The sequence below is a fragment of the Bacillus sp. FJAT-49711 genome, assembly GCF_018343715.1.
GTDB lineage: Bacteria > Bacillota > Bacilli > Bacillales > Bacillaceae_C > Lederbergia.
Window position 1 is genome coordinate 333,859 of record NZ_JAGYPL010000001.1, and the last position, 15,877, is coordinate 349,735.

The 15,877-nt window shown below is 37.3% G+C and carries 20 protein-coding genes, 1 pseudogene and 1 other annotated feature (1 of these 22 cut by a window edge); of the genes and pseudogenes, 17 read left to right on the forward strand and 4 right to left on the reverse strand.

What is annotated here, in order from left to right; translation table 11 throughout:
- Positions 1-32, forward strand: a sequence feature (ribosomal protein L21 leader region); it begins 102 nt to the left of the window's first position.
- A 14-nt stretch (positions 33-46) separates the two neighbouring features.
- From rplU to KHA96_RS01685, 6 genes are all read left to right on the forward strand, one after another.
- Positions 47-355, forward strand: coding sequence for a 50S ribosomal protein L21 (gene rplU, locus KHA96_RS01660; protein WP_213127560.1), 309 nt, complete (start codon positions 47-49; stop codon positions 353-355).
- Between the two features lie 12 nt (positions 356-367).
- Complete coding sequence (locus KHA96_RS01665; protein WP_213127561.1) at positions 368-682, forward strand: ribosomal-processing cysteine protease Prp; 315 nt, start codon at positions 368-370, stop codon at positions 680-682.
- 16 nt (positions 683-698) lie between these two features.
- Positions 699-983 (forward strand): 50S ribosomal protein L27, encoded by a 285-nt coding sequence (gene rpmA, locus KHA96_RS01670; RefSeq protein ID WP_213110444.1) that lies wholly within the window; start codon positions 699-701, stop codon positions 981-983.
- A gap of 324 nt (positions 984-1,307) precedes the next feature.
- Entirely contained in the window at positions 1,308-1,841 is a 534-nt protein-coding gene (locus tag KHA96_RS01675) for a Spo0B C-terminal domain-containing protein (protein WP_213127562.1), read from the forward strand.
- Positions 1,842-2,202: 361 nt separating this feature from the next.
- Positions 2,203-3,495 (forward strand): GTPase ObgE, encoded by a 1,293-nt coding sequence (gene obgE / locus KHA96_RS01680; protein ID WP_213127563.1) that lies wholly within the window; start codon positions 2,203-2,205, stop codon positions 3,493-3,495.
- Positions 3,496-3,521: 26 nt separating this feature from the next.
- The gene (locus KHA96_RS01685; RefSeq protein ID WP_213127564.1) at positions 3,522-3,977 is read left to right on the forward strand and encodes an ACT domain-containing protein; all 456 of its coding nucleotides are present in this window, start codon (positions 3,522-3,524) and stop codon (positions 3,975-3,977) included.
- A gap of 22 nt (positions 3,978-3,999) precedes the next feature.
- Here the strand turns inward: KHA96_RS01685 and KHA96_RS01690 are convergent, their stop codons facing one another.
- Complete coding sequence (locus KHA96_RS01690; protein WP_213127565.1) at positions 4,000-4,548, reverse strand: transcription repressor NadR; 549 nt, start codon at positions 4,546-4,548, stop codon at positions 4,000-4,002.
- A gap of 193 nt (positions 4,549-4,741) precedes the next feature.
- Here KHA96_RS01690 and safA point away from each other — a divergent pair.
- From safA to KHA96_RS01705, 3 genes and pseudogenes are all read left to right on the forward strand, one after another.
- Positions 4,742-4,885, forward strand: a pseudogene (gene safA / locus KHA96_RS23445) (SafA/ExsA family spore coat assembly protein); the annotation flags it as partial.
- Between the two features lie 916 nt (positions 4,886-5,801).
- The gene (locus tag KHA96_RS01700) at positions 5,802-6,719 is read left to right on the forward strand and encodes a phosphotransferase (protein WP_213127567.1); all 918 of its coding nucleotides are present in this window, start codon (positions 5,802-5,804) and stop codon (positions 6,717-6,719) included.
- A 128-nt stretch (positions 6,720-6,847) separates the two neighbouring features.
- Positions 6,848-7,384 carry an intercompartmental signaling factor BofC gene (locus KHA96_RS01705; protein ID WP_213127568.1) on the forward strand — a complete coding sequence of 179 codons (537 nt, stop codon included), beginning with the start codon at positions 6,848-6,850 and terminating at the stop codon, positions 7,382-7,384.
- 36 nt (positions 7,385-7,420) lie between these two features.
- Here KHA96_RS01705 and KHA96_RS01710 read toward each other — a convergent pair whose 3' ends face one another.
- On the reverse strand, positions 7,421-8,005 hold the full coding sequence (locus tag KHA96_RS01710; protein ID WP_213127569.1) for a YflT domain-containing protein: 585 nt from the start codon (positions 8,003-8,005) through the stop codon (positions 7,421-7,423).
- Positions 8,006-8,201: 196 nt separating this feature from the next.
- Between KHA96_RS01710 and ruvA the strand changes: the two genes are divergently transcribed.
- The 6 genes from ruvA to yajC are packed head-to-tail and all read left to right on the forward strand — an operon-like array spanning position 8,202 to position 12,540.
- Positions 8,202-8,819 (forward strand): Holliday junction branch migration protein RuvA, encoded by a 618-nt coding sequence (ruvA, locus tag KHA96_RS01715; protein ID WP_213127570.1) that lies wholly within the window; start codon positions 8,202-8,204, stop codon positions 8,817-8,819.
- Positions 8,820-8,838: 19 nt separating this feature from the next.
- Positions 8,839-9,840, forward strand: a complete 1,002-nt coding sequence (gene ruvB / locus KHA96_RS01720; RefSeq protein ID WP_213127571.1) for a Holliday junction branch migration DNA helicase RuvB — start codon at positions 8,839-8,841, stop codon at positions 9,838-9,840.
- A complete protein-coding gene (locus KHA96_RS01725; protein ID WP_213127572.1) occupies positions 9,837-10,046 on the forward strand; it encodes a DUF2905 domain-containing protein in 210 nt (69 codons plus the stop codon). The genes ruvB and KHA96_RS01725 overlap by 4 nt, the downstream gene beginning before the upstream one ends.
- Positions 10,046-11,071, forward strand: coding sequence for a tRNA preQ1(34) S-adenosylmethionine ribosyltransferase-isomerase QueA (queA, locus tag KHA96_RS01730; protein WP_213127573.1), 1,026 nt, complete (start codon positions 10,046-10,048; stop codon positions 11,069-11,071). Before KHA96_RS01725 ends, queA begins: the two co-directional genes overlap by 1 nt.
- Positions 11,072-11,087: 16 nt before the next feature.
- Complete coding sequence (tgt, locus tag KHA96_RS01735; RefSeq protein WP_213127574.1) at positions 11,088-12,236, forward strand: tRNA guanosine(34) transglycosylase Tgt; 1,149 nt, start codon at positions 11,088-11,090, stop codon at positions 12,234-12,236.
- A 31-nt stretch (positions 12,237-12,267) separates the two neighbouring features.
- The gene (gene yajC / locus KHA96_RS01740) at positions 12,268-12,540 is read left to right on the forward strand and encodes a preprotein translocase subunit YajC (protein WP_213127575.1); all 273 of its coding nucleotides are present in this window, start codon (positions 12,268-12,270) and stop codon (positions 12,538-12,540) included.
- A 63-nt stretch (positions 12,541-12,603) separates the two neighbouring features.
- Here yajC and KHA96_RS01745 read toward each other — a convergent pair whose 3' ends face one another.
- On the reverse strand, positions 12,604-12,996 hold the full coding sequence (locus KHA96_RS01745) for a TIGR04086 family membrane protein (RefSeq protein ID WP_349305706.1): 393 nt from the start codon (positions 12,994-12,996) through the stop codon (positions 12,604-12,606).
- Positions 12,997-13,135: 139 nt separating this feature from the next.
- Between KHA96_RS01745 and KHA96_RS01750 the strand changes: the two genes are divergently transcribed.
- Positions 13,136-13,786, forward strand: coding sequence for a DUF421 domain-containing protein (locus KHA96_RS01750; protein WP_213127576.1), 651 nt, complete (start codon positions 13,136-13,138; stop codon positions 13,784-13,786).
- Here the strand turns inward: KHA96_RS01750 and spoVB are convergent, their stop codons facing one another.
- Positions 13,787-15,334: a stage V sporulation protein B gene (gene spoVB, locus KHA96_RS01755; RefSeq protein WP_213127577.1), complete on the reverse strand. Its 1,548-nt coding sequence runs from the start codon at positions 15,332-15,334 to the stop codon at positions 13,787-13,789.
- A gap of 121 nt (positions 15,335-15,455) precedes the next feature.
- On the opposite strand from spoVB, the gene KHA96_RS01760 reads away from it, so the two are divergent.
- Positions 15,456-15,767, forward strand: coding sequence for a post-transcriptional regulator (locus tag KHA96_RS01760; protein ID WP_213127578.1), 312 nt, complete (start codon positions 15,456-15,458; stop codon positions 15,765-15,767).
- The last annotated feature ends 110 nt before the right edge of the window (positions 15,768-15,877 follow it).

Consider the following 15,877-nt stretch of genomic DNA (forward strand, 5'->3'; position numbering starts at 1 on the left):
AACGCCTGAATCTGGCGAGTCTTAGTCTATTAAGGAGGTGCAGTTCATGTACGCAATCATTGAAACTGGTGGAAAACAATTAAAAGTTGAAGAAGGCTCAGCAATTTACGTTGAAAAGTTGGATGCAACAGAGGGTGATACATTCACTTTTGACAAAGTTCTTTTTGTTGGCGGCGAAAATGTAAAAGTGGGAAGTCCTTTTGTAGAAGGTGCTACTGTTACAGCTAAAGTTGAAAAACAAGGCCGTGCGAAAAAAATTGTTGTATTCAAATACAAATCAAAGAAAAACTACCACAAAAAACAAGGTCATCGTCAGCCATACACAAAAGTTGTAGTTGAAAAAATCAACGCATAAGGCGGCTGTCTTATGATTTTTGTTAGCGTTGAAAAAACGCATGATGGGAAAATCAGCTCCTTTACGATGAAAGGGCATGCTGATTTCGCTGAAAAAGGGCAGGATATCGTTTGTGCAGGTGCATCTGCTGTTGCATTTGGCTGTGTGAATGCCATCATTGCTTTAACTAAAGTGGAACCAGAGATTGAACAGTCGGAAAGTGGATTTCTGAAATGTGCATTTCCAACCGAATCATCTGAAGTCCAGCTTTTACTGGAAGGCATGATTATTTCTCTGCAAACGATTGAAAGAGATTATAAAGATTATATAAAAGTTACTTTTTCATAAATAGGAGGTGGGACAAATGCTAAGATTGGATCTTCAGTTCTTTGCATCCAAAAAAGGGGTAGGTTCTACTAAAAACGGACGTGACTCAGAAGCAAAACGTCTTGGTGCTAAGCGTGCAGATGGTCAATTTGTTTCTGGCGGATCTATTCTATACCGTCAACGCGGAACAAAAATTCACCCAGGTGAAAATGTTGGCCGCGGCAACGATGACACTCTTTTTGCTAAAATTGACGGCGTTGTTCGTTTTGAACGTCTAGGCCGCGATAAGAAAAAAGTAAGTGTTTATCCTAAAGCGCAATAATACAGAAAAGCGGAAGCGCCTGTTTATCGGCTAAAATACTTTAGGGCCTTCGACTGAAATAAAGGAAACATGGCGAGTTCGATAGGACGAGTTGATGTTGACTTATTGTAGGAGAAGGACAAAAAGTTTGCTAGTCGATAGGCGCTGTAGCTGGACAAAAAAAGCGGAAGCGCCTGTTTATCTTCACTGAAGCTAAACAATGTTGAAAAGCTCTAACCTATATGGTTAGAGCTTTTCTATTTTTGTAATGTAAAAATTACTCTTCACTTGGCAATTTCTGTTATACTATAATAACGATTGAAGTTGGACAGAGAGGATATAATGATGAGTGAACAGTTGAATGTAATTGATGTTATTCAAAATACACGACATGATTGGTTAAATAGAATTCAGTTAATCAAATCCTATATTTCACTTGGGAAGCTTGATCAGGCGGATCGAGTGATCAATGGAATTATTTTAGATACACAAAATGAAGCAAGATTAACAAATATGCAGCTTCCTCAATTTGCTGTTTTGCTCCTAACTCATAACTGGGGAAAACGTGCATTTCGGATTGAATATGAGATATTGGATAATTTTCAGTCTAATCTACTGGATGATACGTTATTGTCAAATTGGACTCGTGATTTTTTTGATGAGCTCGATCGTTGTGCAAACCCTCTCTATGAAAACCAGTTGTATATTACAGTGGAGTTGTTAAACGACCATGTCCATTTTCTGTTTCATTATAATGGATGGCTCGAGAATCCATCAAAAATAATAGGCTGGTTAACTAATGAAAAAAAATACCCATATGCCACTAACATACAAGAAATAAATGATTCTGAAATGGTTGTAGATGTTTTTTTCTCCTAAGAAAAGAAGGTAAAAGTTTTTTAAAGTTTACATTTTGAATTAAACTTTTGCTCTTCAGCTTCAGTGCTTATCGACTAGTAACTTCCTGCCCTTCTCTTTTGCTTTAAGTCAACAACGGCTTGTCTTGTCTAGCTGCTGGCGCCAGCCCCAATGGTCAAATAACCTGATTCGATAAATGTCATTACCAGACTTTTTTGATTCGGAACATTTGTTTGTCGGGTCTGACCAAGCGTCTTCTGCTTTTCCAACCTCGCCGTGTTTCCTTTATCAAAGTTGAAGGCCATGATGATTTTACGTCGATGAGCAAGAGGCTTGCGCTTTTCTTTAATTCGTTTTGCATATAGATTGGAGTGTAGTACTTATGTTTGTAGATCAAGTGAAAGTATTTGTTAAAGGTGGAGATGGCGGAAATGGGATGGTTGCATTTCGCCGAGAGAAATATGTTCCAATGGGTGGACCTGCAGGTGGAGATGGCGGAAAAGGAGCGAGTGTCATCTTCCAAGTCGATGAGGGCTTAAGAACCTTGATGGATTTTAGATATCAGCGTCACTTTAAAGCTCCTCGCGGTGAACACGGAATGTCCAAAAGCCAGCATGGAAAAGGTGCTTCGGATTTAATCGTAAAAGTACCTCCCGGAACGGTCGTAACAGATGAAGACACGAAAGAAGTTATAGCCGATTTAGTAAGTCACGGTCAGCAAGCAATTATTGCTAAAGGCGGTAGAGGTGGAAGAGGAAATATTCGTTTTGCCACTCCGGCAAATCCTGCGCCGGAAATTGCCGAAAACGGGGAACCGGGACAAGAAAGAAATGTTATTCTTGAGCTAAAAGTTTTGGCTGATGTTGGCCTTGTTGGTTTTCCAAGCGTTGGAAAGTCTACTCTTCTGTCAGTTGTTTCGGCTGCAAAACCAAAAATTGCAGAGTATCATTTTACGACAATCGTTCCAAACCTTGGGGTTGTGGAAACACGAGATGGCAGAAGCTTTGTCATGGCCGATCTTCCAGGATTAATAGAAGGTGCACATGAGGGAGTAGGACTTGGGCATCAATTTTTGCGTCATATTGAAAGGACAAGGGTCATTGTTCATGTAATTGACATGTCAGGAATGGAAGGCAGAGACCCTTATGAAGATTATTCAACAATTAATCAAGAACTTGAAGAATATAATCTTCGCCTATTGGAAAGACCGCAGATTATCGTTGCGAATAAAATGGATATGCCTGAAGCGCAAGTTAATTTAGATGAATTTAAGAAAAAGCTTCAAGATAATTATCCAGTTTTTCCAATATCAGCGATTACAAGGGAAGGTCTTAAAGAGCTATTATTTGAAATAGCCAACCAACTTGAAAATACTCCTGAATTCCCGCTTCATGAAGTGGTGGAAGAAGAAGAAACAATCAACCGGGTTATGTACAAACATGAAAAACCTCAGGACGAATTTACAATTACGCGAGAGCCAGATGGCAGTTTTGTCGTTAGCGGCGGCAAAATAGAACGTTTATTTAAAATGACTGATTTTTCACGGGACGAATCTGTTCGACGTTTTGCACGTCAATTGAGGTCCATGGGTGTAGATGATGTACTAAGGGAAAGAGGGGCAAAAGATGGCGACACCATCCGTTTGCTGGAATTCGAATTTGAATTTGTCGATTAGACTCATTTGAATGGAGGATTGGGGTATTGGGGAAAAAAGAATACGATCAAAAGTTTTATTTAGTTAGGGAAGATGTACTCCCAGAGGCGATGAAAAAAACACTGGAAGCAAAAGAATTAATTGAACGCGGTAAGTCGGATTCTGTTTGGGACGCGGTCCAGCAAGTTGATTTAAGCCGCAGTGCTTTTTATAAGTACAGAGATACGGTTTTTCCTTTTCATTTAGTTGTTAAAGAAAAAATTATTTCATTATTTTTTTTCCTTGAGGATAAACCAGGAGCACTTTCTAAATTGCTCGGCACTGTAGCGACGAATTCTTGCAATGTACTAACAATCCATCAAACAATTCCTTTACAAGGGCGTGCCAATGTAACACTGTCGCTCGATATAACAAACATGTCTGGAGATATAGATGAGTTGCTTGTTAAACTTAGGAGATTGGAATTTGTTGATAAGGTAGATGTTCTAAGTTCAGGAGGATAAACTGAGTACCCAAATATGGGTCTCAGTTTTTTTCATTCATTAAGATCCCTGCTGCTTTCAAAGCATCCTCCGCTTTTTTTATTGCCTCTTCACTTGATGAAGTCAATGTATGTAAATGGATGCCTGATGTTAGATCAGCTAATAATGAGGCATTTGTATTTTTGATTTTATCAAGAAATCCTTGCACTTCCTGTCTATTCGATACCATAATAGATGCAGTCAGGTCTCCATAAACAGGATGTTCCACCTTCACATCCTTTACTGTTACCCCATGATCTACAATGATATTTAATTCCTCTCTCGCTTGTTCACGAGTATGAATACAAGCGATTGTTTTTTCGATGATTTTATTGACAGGACTTAAATTCATGTACATATATCCTTGACTAGTTGCAATGATCGGTTCTTCGCGAGCTTTTAATAAAGTAATATCCCCAACTATGACTTGTCTGCTTACATTTGCTATTTGGGCAAGCTTGCTTCCTGTTATAGGTACAGTACTATTTTTCAAAAGGGAAAGCAGCATTTCTCTTCTTTCTTCCCCAAGGATTTTTTTAGTTTCTATTTCCATCTTTTATCCTCCGTTCCACAATCTATATATTGAATCATATCATATTTTGAAATTACATAAGGGATCATCACCCTTTTTCAATGAAGCTTGAGCATAAAATTGATTTAGTTATCATAAGTTTTTGTGAAGATTATTAGCAATTTGCCTATATATTCATACACTATATGGACTTATGCCTGAGGAGGGGAAATGTGTGAAAATCCATATTGCGCAAAAAGGAGAAACTCTTTGGAAAATCGCAAAAAAATATGGCGTGGATTTTGAAGAATTAAAAAAGATGAATGCCCAATTGTCTAACCCAGATATGATTATGCCTGGTATGAAAATAAAAGTACCAGGAGGAAGCTCAGTAAAGGAGCACCATGTGCCGCATCATCATGCACCGAAAGAACACCATATGCCGCATCACGCGCCAAAGGAAATGCCTAAAGTAGAATATATAAAGAAGGAGGTTCCGGTTCCCATCGTGCAGCCAAAAGAGATTATAAAAGAGGTACAAAAGGAGAAACCTTATCCCATTTATCAGCCTGTGATGCCCCAGCCACTGCCTGAAATTGATATCAGTAACTATTATATGATGAATATGCAACAATCTCAGACTCAAGTACAAGCGCAAAAAGAGGTGCAGGAGGAAGTACCGGCTGAAATGCCTGTTATGCCTGCAATGCCTGTTCAACAACCGGTTAATTACTGCTACCCTGTCATGCCGATTTGTGACCCTTGTTACAACCCATACACTTATGGTTACCATCCGCAAATGATGCCACAGGTTCAAGGGGCAATGATGCAGCCAATGCCAATGGGTATGCAGCCTGCTGCAATGCCTGGAGTACCAGCAACAGGTTATGAAGCTGGAGTACAAGGTTGGCATGATGAATCATCAAGCCATCCAGAAATGCATTGGGGTCAAGGACCTAGTGGGGTCATGCCTTCCGCTCAACAGGCAATGCCTTACCAAGGATATCAAATGCCTTATACTCATGCGCCTATGATGGAAGCATATCCTGCAATGCCTGGTGCAGCTCCTGCTTCAATGCCTTGTGGCTGCGGAGGAAATGCATATGCACCATATCCTTATGCAAGGCAGGCATTTGCACAACCAATTCCTTTTAATCCATATCCATTTGGTTCAATATTGCCAATGAACCATGCAAATGCCTATGCAATGCCAGCTCGAAATGATAATGGCTTTGAAGATGAATAAACAATATTACAAGGATCGAGACGGATTGAATGACCGTCTCCTTCTTTTTATGAAAAAAAAGTCTGGAATTCCATTTACTCATATAAGACAAATTAAACAGGGGGTTTGGTTATTAATTTCAAATAACGAAAATTGGGTACTAAAAGAATATCTTTCTACGTTTAAATTATCTGTTCAGATAGACTTTGCAAAAGAGTTGAAAAATAACGGCTTTATGCAAACATATTTATTTTTTCCTCATATATTTCAATTGGAAGGACGCATTTTCGGTCTAATGCAGTATATTGAGTCTAAGAATAACGGGGCTTTTCATTATGATCAAGACAAAAATATCCAATCTGCGCTTGAGCTAATAACGAACTTTCATCAAACGACTGCAACGTTTGTGGATACTTTCAAAGAAAAATTACCATATTTTCAACAACGATCGAAATGGGAAAAGAGGCTTATCGATTATTATACTTATATTAATATACATAGATTTAACCCAGTATACTCACATTTAAATAGGCTTGCGCAATATGGAGTATGGGCTTTGGAGCACATGAACGAACACGTTTCATATTTTGTAAAAAAACCACATTGTATTATTCATGGTGATGTTGCAAGTCACAATTTCATTAAAAGTAATGGAATATTGTATATGATTGATTTTGATTTAATTAGTATTGCACCATCACATATAGATTTATTGCAATTTTGCAATAGGATTTTACCTTTATTGGATTGGGATGCAGAGCGGTTATTTAGTTTTGAGTTATTAAACAATCTAAAGAACGAAAGGCCATTTCTAGCAGCGCTTGTGTATCCGACTGATATTTTTAGAGAATGGATTTTTTATTCAACTTCCAATAATAAGGAACAATCTAAAAAGTGGAGTTATGTACAAAGACTTACCTTCCATAAATACAAAGAAAGGTTAGTTTTTTATGAAAAAATAAAAGATAGAGTAGAAAAATGGAAATGAATTATTGAATTAAAATTCGGATATCCATGTTAAATTATGGGTACTCTAAGCTTAGAACGAAAATCATTCTATGTTTAGAGGTGATCCGGATGAAGTTTATTGCCATGCTATTTATGATATGTACACTTATGTTTAACGGAAATTATCCGTTTAAAAGTACCTTGGGCCAAATAGTAAAAACAGAAGACGGGTCAAAAATAGTAAATCACGTGAATGAAGTTCGTGGTACAGACGAAGACCCACTTATATTAGATGTAGTATTAAAAAGAAAATATCTTGATGGTGAGGTTAGTGAAGAAAAAGTTCAGGAGACGATCTGGGCGCTTGAAGATTTTTGGGCGAAATACGAAGCGTGGCAGCTTGTAGATATGGATGAAGAAAAGTTAATATTTGAAACTAAGATTGATGATATTTCTCCAATCTTAAAATTAAACGGATTTTTTGGTCTTACTGAAGATGGAACGTTGTCTATCTTTAATGGTTATCCTGATCAGGCTGATATCATCCAATCTTTTTTTCAAATTGATATAAAAAAATTAGAAGGAAATAAGCACTTGCAACTTAAGAAAGGAATTCCAGTGAAAACAAAAGAAATATATACGGAAGTACTAGAAACGATGAAGCAATATACGCTGCAAAAGAAAAATGAGAAAAAGCCGAATTGATGGCTTTTTCTCATTTTTTAGTTTGCGCTTTTTATTTTAACTATTATAAAATGGATTTTCTTCTTCTTCATATTCTTTCTCGCGAATCTCTTTGTTTTCGTTGTTTAATAGTGAATGTCGAAGTGAATCTTTATCCAATTCAGTTTCGTCTTGTATGATGGTTTCTCCTGAATCTTGTAAAATGTCATCCTCGGGAGGCGTGTGTAGTTCGACGGCATGTGTTCTTTCGGAGATATTTTCCGACGTTAAAACCCCAGTTCTTCCTTCATCATATTCACTATCAACTAGGACTAGAATCTTTCCACTTTCCACTTCTTTTGCATATTGCTCAACATCATATTGTGTCATTCCTAAACCAAGCAGGTAATCAGAATAAGCGGAGTATTCACTCGAGTTACCTGTAAAGAAAGATTTTAATTCATTCCAAAATCCACGATTTTCCTCTTCTGAAATGGATTGATCTACTGCCACGCCAGCTTTTTCTTCGATCATTCTAGTTTCGTAATCATCATGTGCAATGACATAAATATGACTTTTATCAATCCCGTCATCTTTCATCGAATTTATTGTACGCAGAGCTTCAAAGCTAGATACAAATGCACCAACAACATTTTTTTTCATGAAAGAATTCCTCCTATTAAGAAGTATAAGACAATATTTCTTGTAGATTCGGGAACATTTCATAAAGCAATATTCTATGTTGAATTAACAATACCCATAACTGCTATTTGCTAAACACTTAACTTAAGTTTTTTAATATAAATGGCAATGAATTTTATGATACAATGATGGATAGCATGAAAGAGGAGAGAAGACATTGTACGAATACATAAAAGGCTCCATAGAGTATACGGGCCCTGAATATATTGTCATTGAAAATAATGGCATCGGTTATCAAGTACTAACGCCAAATCCTTATGTATTTTCCGGCAAACAAGGAATGCAAACAATTATTTATACATATCAGCATGTTCGAGAAGATATTATTGCTTTATATGGTTTCTCAACGATAGAAGAGAAACTGATGTTTAGAAAACTTATTGGAGTATCTGGAATCGGGCCAAAAGGGGCTTTAGCTATACTTGCTTATGGCGAACCATCTCAAGTAATCCGAGCCATTGAAAATGAAGATGAGAAGTTTTTAGTCAAATTCCCGGGCGTAGGCAAAAAAACAGCCCGGCAAATGATTCTGGATCTTAAAGGGAAATTGCATGATGTTGCATATGATGAGTCTCCTAATCTTTTTACTGTAGAAGAACAGAAGCCTGTGTCAGCTAAAAATAAAGCGGAAGAAGCCCTAGAAGAAGCATTACTAGCGTTAACTGCCCTCGGATATTCAGATCGTGAATTAAAGAAAATTGCTCCTAAACTAAAAGATAAAGAAATGACAACAGATCAATATATTAAACAAGCATTGCAAATGCTAATGACGTAATAGAAGGGATGTAGAAAAAATGGAAGAAAGAGTGCTATCGAGCGAAGCAATGAGTAATGATCTTTCTTTCGAGCAAAGTCTCCGCCCACAAAGGTTGTCTCAATATATTGGCCAAGATAAAGTGAAAAGTAACTTGGCTGTATTTATTGAAGCCGCTAAAATGAGAAAGGAAACATTGGATCACGTCCTTTTATACGGTCCTCCCGGTCTTGGGAAAACTACTTTAGCTGTTGTCATTGCCAATGAGATGGGTGTGAATGTAAGAACAACTTCAGGACCAGCAATCGAACGTCCAGGTGATCTAGCGGCAATATTAACTTCTTTAGAGCCGGGTGAAGTATTATTTATCGATGAAATACATCGGTTGCCAAGAGCTATTGAAGAAGTATTATATCCAGCTATGGAGGATTATTGCTTAGATATCGTAATTGGAAAAGGACCAGAATCAAGATCAGTGAGACTTGATCTTCCTCCTTTTACATTAGTGGGGGCTACGACTCGCGCAGGAGCGGTATCTGCACCTCTCAGGGACCGTTTTGGTGTTTTGAGCAGGCTTGAATATTATAATGAGGAACAGCTGACAGATATCATTGTAAGAACGGCACAAATACTAGAAACAGATATTGACTGGAATGCAGCAGTTGAGATTGCACGCCGTTCTCGGGGAACGCCTAGAATTGCCAATCGACTCCTTCGAAGGGTGAGGGATTTTGCACAAGTAAGAGCGGATGGAGTTATTTCTTTTACTTTAGCAGATGAGGCATTGGAACTGCTGCAAGTGGATCGTCTCGGTTTAGACAATATTGATCACAAACTATTGATCGGAATGATCGAAAGATTTAGAGGTGGTCCAGTCGGAATCGACACGATAGCCGCCAGCATTGGGGAAGAAGCGACCACGATTGAGGACGTATATGAACCATATTTATTGCAAATTGGTTTTCTGCAAAGGACACCAAGGGGAAGAATTGTTACGCCTCTTGTATATGAGCATTTTAAAATGGAGGTACCGGGGAAATGAGTGGTATGTCCAAACTGTTGATGGTTATTGGAGCTGCTATTTTTTTAATAGGCTTTATTATACAGTTTGTGAAAATTGGCAAATTACCAGGAGATTTCATTGTTAAAAAAGGCAATACAACCTTTTACTTTCCAATGATGACCTCCATTATAATTAGTATTATTTTAACCATTGTTCTGTATGTTGTTGGGAGGCTTGGGAAATAGTGAAAGTTGATATGTTTAATTTTGAATTGCCTGAAGAATTAATTGCTCAAGTACCTTTAGAAAATCGTGCATCTAGTCGGTTGATGGTGCTTGAAAAAGAATCAGGTGATATCAAACATGATACGTTCAACCATATATTAAATTATTTGCAAAAAGGCGATTGTCTTGTATTAAATGATACAAAAGTTTTGCCAGCAAGATTACTCGGCTCAAAGCTTGATACGCGTGCTAAAATTGAAGTGCTGCTGCTTAAGCAAGTAGAGGGAGATAAATGGGAAGTTCTCGTTAAACCAGCGAAAAGAGTAAAAAAAGGAACAACTATTTCATTTGGTGATGGTCAGCTGAATGCAATTTGTATCGAGGAACTGGAGCATGGAGGAAGAATTCTAGAATTTCATTATAAGGGTATTTTTTATGAAATACTTGATTCTTTAGGGAAAATGCCTTTACCTCCATATATTAAGGAACAACTGGAAGATCAAGGCAGGTATCAAACCGTTTATGCAAAAGAGCGAGGATCTGCTGCAGCACCTACAGCTGGACTTCATTTTACAGAAAAACTTCTGGAAGAAATTCAGGATAAAGGTATAAAAATCGCTTTTATAACACTTCATGTTGGACTCGGGACTTTTAGGCCGGTCAGTGTTGAAAATATTGATGAACACGACATGCATTCGGAATATTATAGTATTTCAGAGGAAACAGCCTCTTTGTTAAATGAGGTAAAAAAACAAGGTGGCCGTATCATATCAGTAGGTACTACTTCTACAAGAACATTAGAAACGATTGCCAGTAATAATGGACATTTTAAATCCGGCAGCGGCTGGACAGATATTTTTATTTATCCCGGCTATACCTTTAAGGCAATTGATGGCATGATCACAAATTTTCATTTGCCGATGTCCACATTAATTATGCTTGTCAGTGCTTTAGCTGGACGTGAGCACGTGCTCCGTGCATATAACGAAGCTGTTAAAGAGCGATATCGTTTCTTTAGTTTTGGAGATGCAATGTTGATCATTTAGGATATGTAGAAAGGAAATGAAGTGCTTGACTGCTATTAAATACGAATTAATTAAGACTTGTAAGCAAACAGGAGCGCGCCTTGGCATGGTCCATACGCCCCATGGATCGTATGAAACACCTATGTTTATGCCTGTTGGTACATTGGCAACAGTTAAAACGATGTCTCCTGAAGAATTAAAGGAAATGGGTGCGGGAATCATCCTGAGTAACACTTATCATCTTTGGCTCAGGCCTGGACATGAGATTGTAAAGGAAGCAGGTGGTCTTCATTCATTTATGAATTGGGATCAAGCTATTCTTACCGATTCAGGCGGTTTTCAAGTTTTTTCATTAAGTGATTTTAGAAAAATAGAAGAAGAGGGTGTCCATTTTCGCAACCACTTAAACGGTGACAAGTTATTTTTATCACCGGAAAAGGCAATGGAAATTCAAAATGCACTAGGCTCAGATATTATGATGGCTTTTGATGAGTGTCCCCCTTTTCCTGCAACACATGAATATATGAAAAAGTCAGTGGAGCGTACGTCCCGGTGGGCGGAGAGATGTTTGAAAGCACATCAACGATCGGAAGATCAGGGGTTGTTTGGGATTGTACAAGGCGGGGAATATGAGGATTTAAGAACACAAAGTGCAAAGGACTTAGTTTCATTAGATTTTCCTGGCTATGCAATTGGTGGATTATCCGTAGGTGAACCAAAAGATGTCATGAATAAAGTTTTGGAATTTACTACACCGCTTTTACCAAGTGATAAGCCAAGATATTTAATGGGGGTTGGTTCTCCAGATTCGTTAATTGATGGAGCGATCCGCGGCGTGGATATGTTTGATTGTGTGTTGCCTACTAGAATAGCGAGAAATGGAACATGTATGACGACCAATGGAAGACTTGTAGTAAAAAATGCAGCATTTGCAAGGGATTTTAGGCCTCTTGATGAAGAATGTGAATGCTACACTTGTAGAAACTATTCACGCGCGTATATTAGACATTTAATAAAATGTGACGAAACGTTCGGAATTAGACTTACGACTTACCATAATTTATATTTTCTGTTAAAATTGATGAAGCAAGTCAGAAATGCGATTAAAGAGGATCGCCTAGGTGACTTCAAAACAGAATTTTTTGAGCGATATGGATTCAATCTTCCGGACGCAAAAAATTTCTAATAACTTTTGAATAAAAAGGAGGGAAACAAAAATGGAAACTTTATTAGGCTTATCACCGTTTATTTTAATGTTTGTATTGTTTTATTTTTTACTAATAAGACCAAACCAAAAGCGGCAAAAAGCAGTTCAAAACATGCAAGGAAATTTGCAAAAAGGGGACAAGATCGTCACAATTGGCGGCCTTCATGGAATTGTTGATGCGATTGATGAAGGGAAAATCGTCATTAAATGTGGGGATGGAAGCAGGCTTACATATGATCGTGCTGCTGTTCGTGATGTAACTGAGTCTGTCGCTGGAAACTAGATAAAAAAAGATAAAAAAGAAGCGAGTCACTCATTTTGACAGCTTCTTTTTTTATGACAATTTTTAGTTGTGAACGGGTCCGGATAAAATATTTACTCCTAACACTCCTCCCATCATCGCCGTTAATATATAGCAAATATGGTATACGAGTTGTTCTGGAGTGAATAATGCACTATGACCTAAATACTGGTACATCAATATTAGAAGACTATAAACAAGTCCAGTAGCCCCTCCTATTAACCACCCTTTTTGTTTTCCTTTACCACCACAAATGAATCCACCTGCAAACACAGAGAAAAAAGAAATGATCGTGATCAATAAGTTGATAGATTTTTCCTGAGTCTCAGTAAAATGTAGGATAAGAGAAAATATCATGCTAGTAACGACACCTAAAAGTAATATAGCGATGACTCCATATAAAATAGATGCTCCTAATTTTTTTGCTTCTATTTTTATACACTCCTTTCTTTTTTCCTGACTGTCTTATCTCTGTACATGCTTATTCATTTCCTTCGTTTTTAGAATGGTTTTTCCTCAATTTTTCTTCAATAATAGGACATACTAAATTGTGCAATGAAGAGGAGGGAAAAAGGATATGGAAAATGTTTTTACCATTATTTTGCGTACGATCCTTTTGTACTTAGTGATTCACTTAATTTTTAGGATTATGGGTAAACGAGAGATAGGGGAGTTAAGTGTACTGGATCTTGTAGTATTTATTATGCTGGGTGAAATGGCAGTTATCGCAATTGAACAACATAAAGATCCTATTCTTCATACTATCATTCCGATGACCGTATTAATGTTAATTCAAATGTTAATGGCCTTTTTATCATTAAAAAGTAGAAAGATTAGACGAATTGTTGACGGAAAGCCATCCCTTGTCATAAAAAATGGAAAAATAGATGAAAATATGATGAAAAAACTACGTTATAACTTTGATGATTTACTGATGCAGCTTAGAACGAAAGATATAACGAATATTGCAGATGTCGAGTTTGCTATCCTAGAAACTTCCGGAGAGCTATCCATTATTAAAAAATCAAATACTAAGAAATCGGCAACATATACCCTTCCCATCATATTAAATGGAAAAATTCAGCAAGATCATTTAGACCAAATCTATAAAGATGAAGCTTGGCTCAAAAAAGAACTAAATGAACGAGGTCACCATCAAATAGATCAAATCTCTTTTTGCAGTTTTCAAGACGGCAAGTTTTTCATTGATTATATTGATCCTAAATAGTCAACGAACAAATCGGTTAATGATTGGGATTCTTAATAAATCGTTTTTTGTTAATAACTTAAACAAAATAGAGAGTATAATATAGGACACAGTGATAACACCGATGCCTACAAGAAGACGAACTATTTCATGACTCTCAATCAATGTAGTCTTGTAACAAAATGTGCCTGCAATACCGGCCAAAACTGTAGCAACTATGAATTTAACATAGTCCAATAAATAAATTGTAAATTGAATTTTTTTCAATACCGTGGCAAAATGGAGCATTGTTACAAGAACAGTTCCAGCGGCTATTCCAAGAGCAGCGCCATTAATTCCGAATTGTGGCTGGGAAGCAAGGACGAAAATGACTACAATTTTCAAGACAGCGCCTATAAGGCTATTGATCATTGCTGCACTTGCCAAATCCAATGCTTGGAGAATAGCCTGCAAAGGACCTTGATAATAATGAAAAATGAAGAAAGGCGCCATTAATCTAATAAATTCAAAACCAGTTGGCGTTCCATACATTAATGTCATGAGTGGTTTAGCAAATACATATAAAACGACAACAGCTAGTCCACCTGTAAGGAGGGCAAATCTTAATGCTTGCTGCAGTCTATGTTCTACCAGTTTGTTATTTCGAAATGTATTTGCTTCGCTGATGGCTGGAACAAGAGATGTCGAAAGTGAATGAGTGATAAAGGAAGGCAGCATAAGAAGGGGTAATGCATATCCAGTCAATAACCCATATTGCTTTGTTGCAACCCCCGCTGCGATGCCGGCAATCAACAAACTATGGGAAACGACGATTGGTTCGAAAAACCAAGCAAGAGATCCAATCATTCGGCTTCCTGTAGCAGGTAATGCTACTTCCATTAATTCCTTTAAGGTTTTGCCGCTTGCTTTTACTGACTTAAAAAAGTTTTTCCGTACGGGAAATTTTTTCTTAACTTTAAACATCAAAAACAAATAGCCTAAAGAAGCTAATTCACCTAAGACGGAAGCGACCATTGCTGCAGCAGCAGCATATTCGATTCCAAGTGGTAAAAATCTCTTAGCAAACATGGCGATTAAAGCAATCCTGACAATTTGCTCTATTACTTGAGAAATTGCAGCCGGTTTCATATTTTGCTTACCTTGAAAGTACCCCCTAATAACAGAGGAGATAGCGACGATTGGAATAATCGGAGCTATTGCAACTAATGGATAATACGTTCTTTCATCAGTGAAAAGTGCTTGAGATAAAAACGGGGCTGCTAAAATTAACCCTGGTGTGAAAATAAGTGATAATGAACCCGTAACAGCCAGTGAAACGGCAAGTATTTTTTTTATTTTCTTTCTATCGCCCCTTGCTTCTGCCTCTGCTACCGCTTTAGAAATGGCTACAGGTAATCCCATTTGCGTAATCGTAATAACTAGGATAAGTGTTGGAAAAGACATCATAAATAAACCAACGCCTTCAGCGCCAATCATTCTCGCGATGACAATTCTATTGATGAATCCAAGAAGTCTCGTTATTAATCCCGCTGCCATTAATATGATTGTACCTCTAAGAAACTTAGTCATTTTTGTCCCTGCCTTCTCAAAACTCAATCAATCGATTACAATGAAGTATATGCAATGAAGTGGACAAAGCATGACAAGTTGTCGATAACGAAGGACAAAATATTTGGAAGGCGGTTAAATCATGGACACTTCTCATCATCCTTATGATTCATATCTACATGTATTAAAACCTGCACTTACTAGTAAAGCTGAAGAGTTTGCAGTATTAGGCTATGGGGAAGTAAAAACTGAAGACATATGGATTTTTTTAACGAAAAAAAAATGGAGAAAACATAAGGAAGGTATTCGGATTTACGAATTAGTATCCGATGTATTATCGATGAAGGTTGGAGAATTTATGAATTTTGCAACGGTCGAAGCTTTTAAATCTCCAGATTGGTTTTCAGATATAGACAGTGATGAACTTCAGGAACTTTTGCAAATAAAAGAATAATTATGTGAAATTGACACTGCATTCTTTATTGGATTATACTTGTAATGTTTTTAAAATTGTACTTGCTGCATACGTTCGATGCTCATCAATGCAAGGGGGAACTATATTTA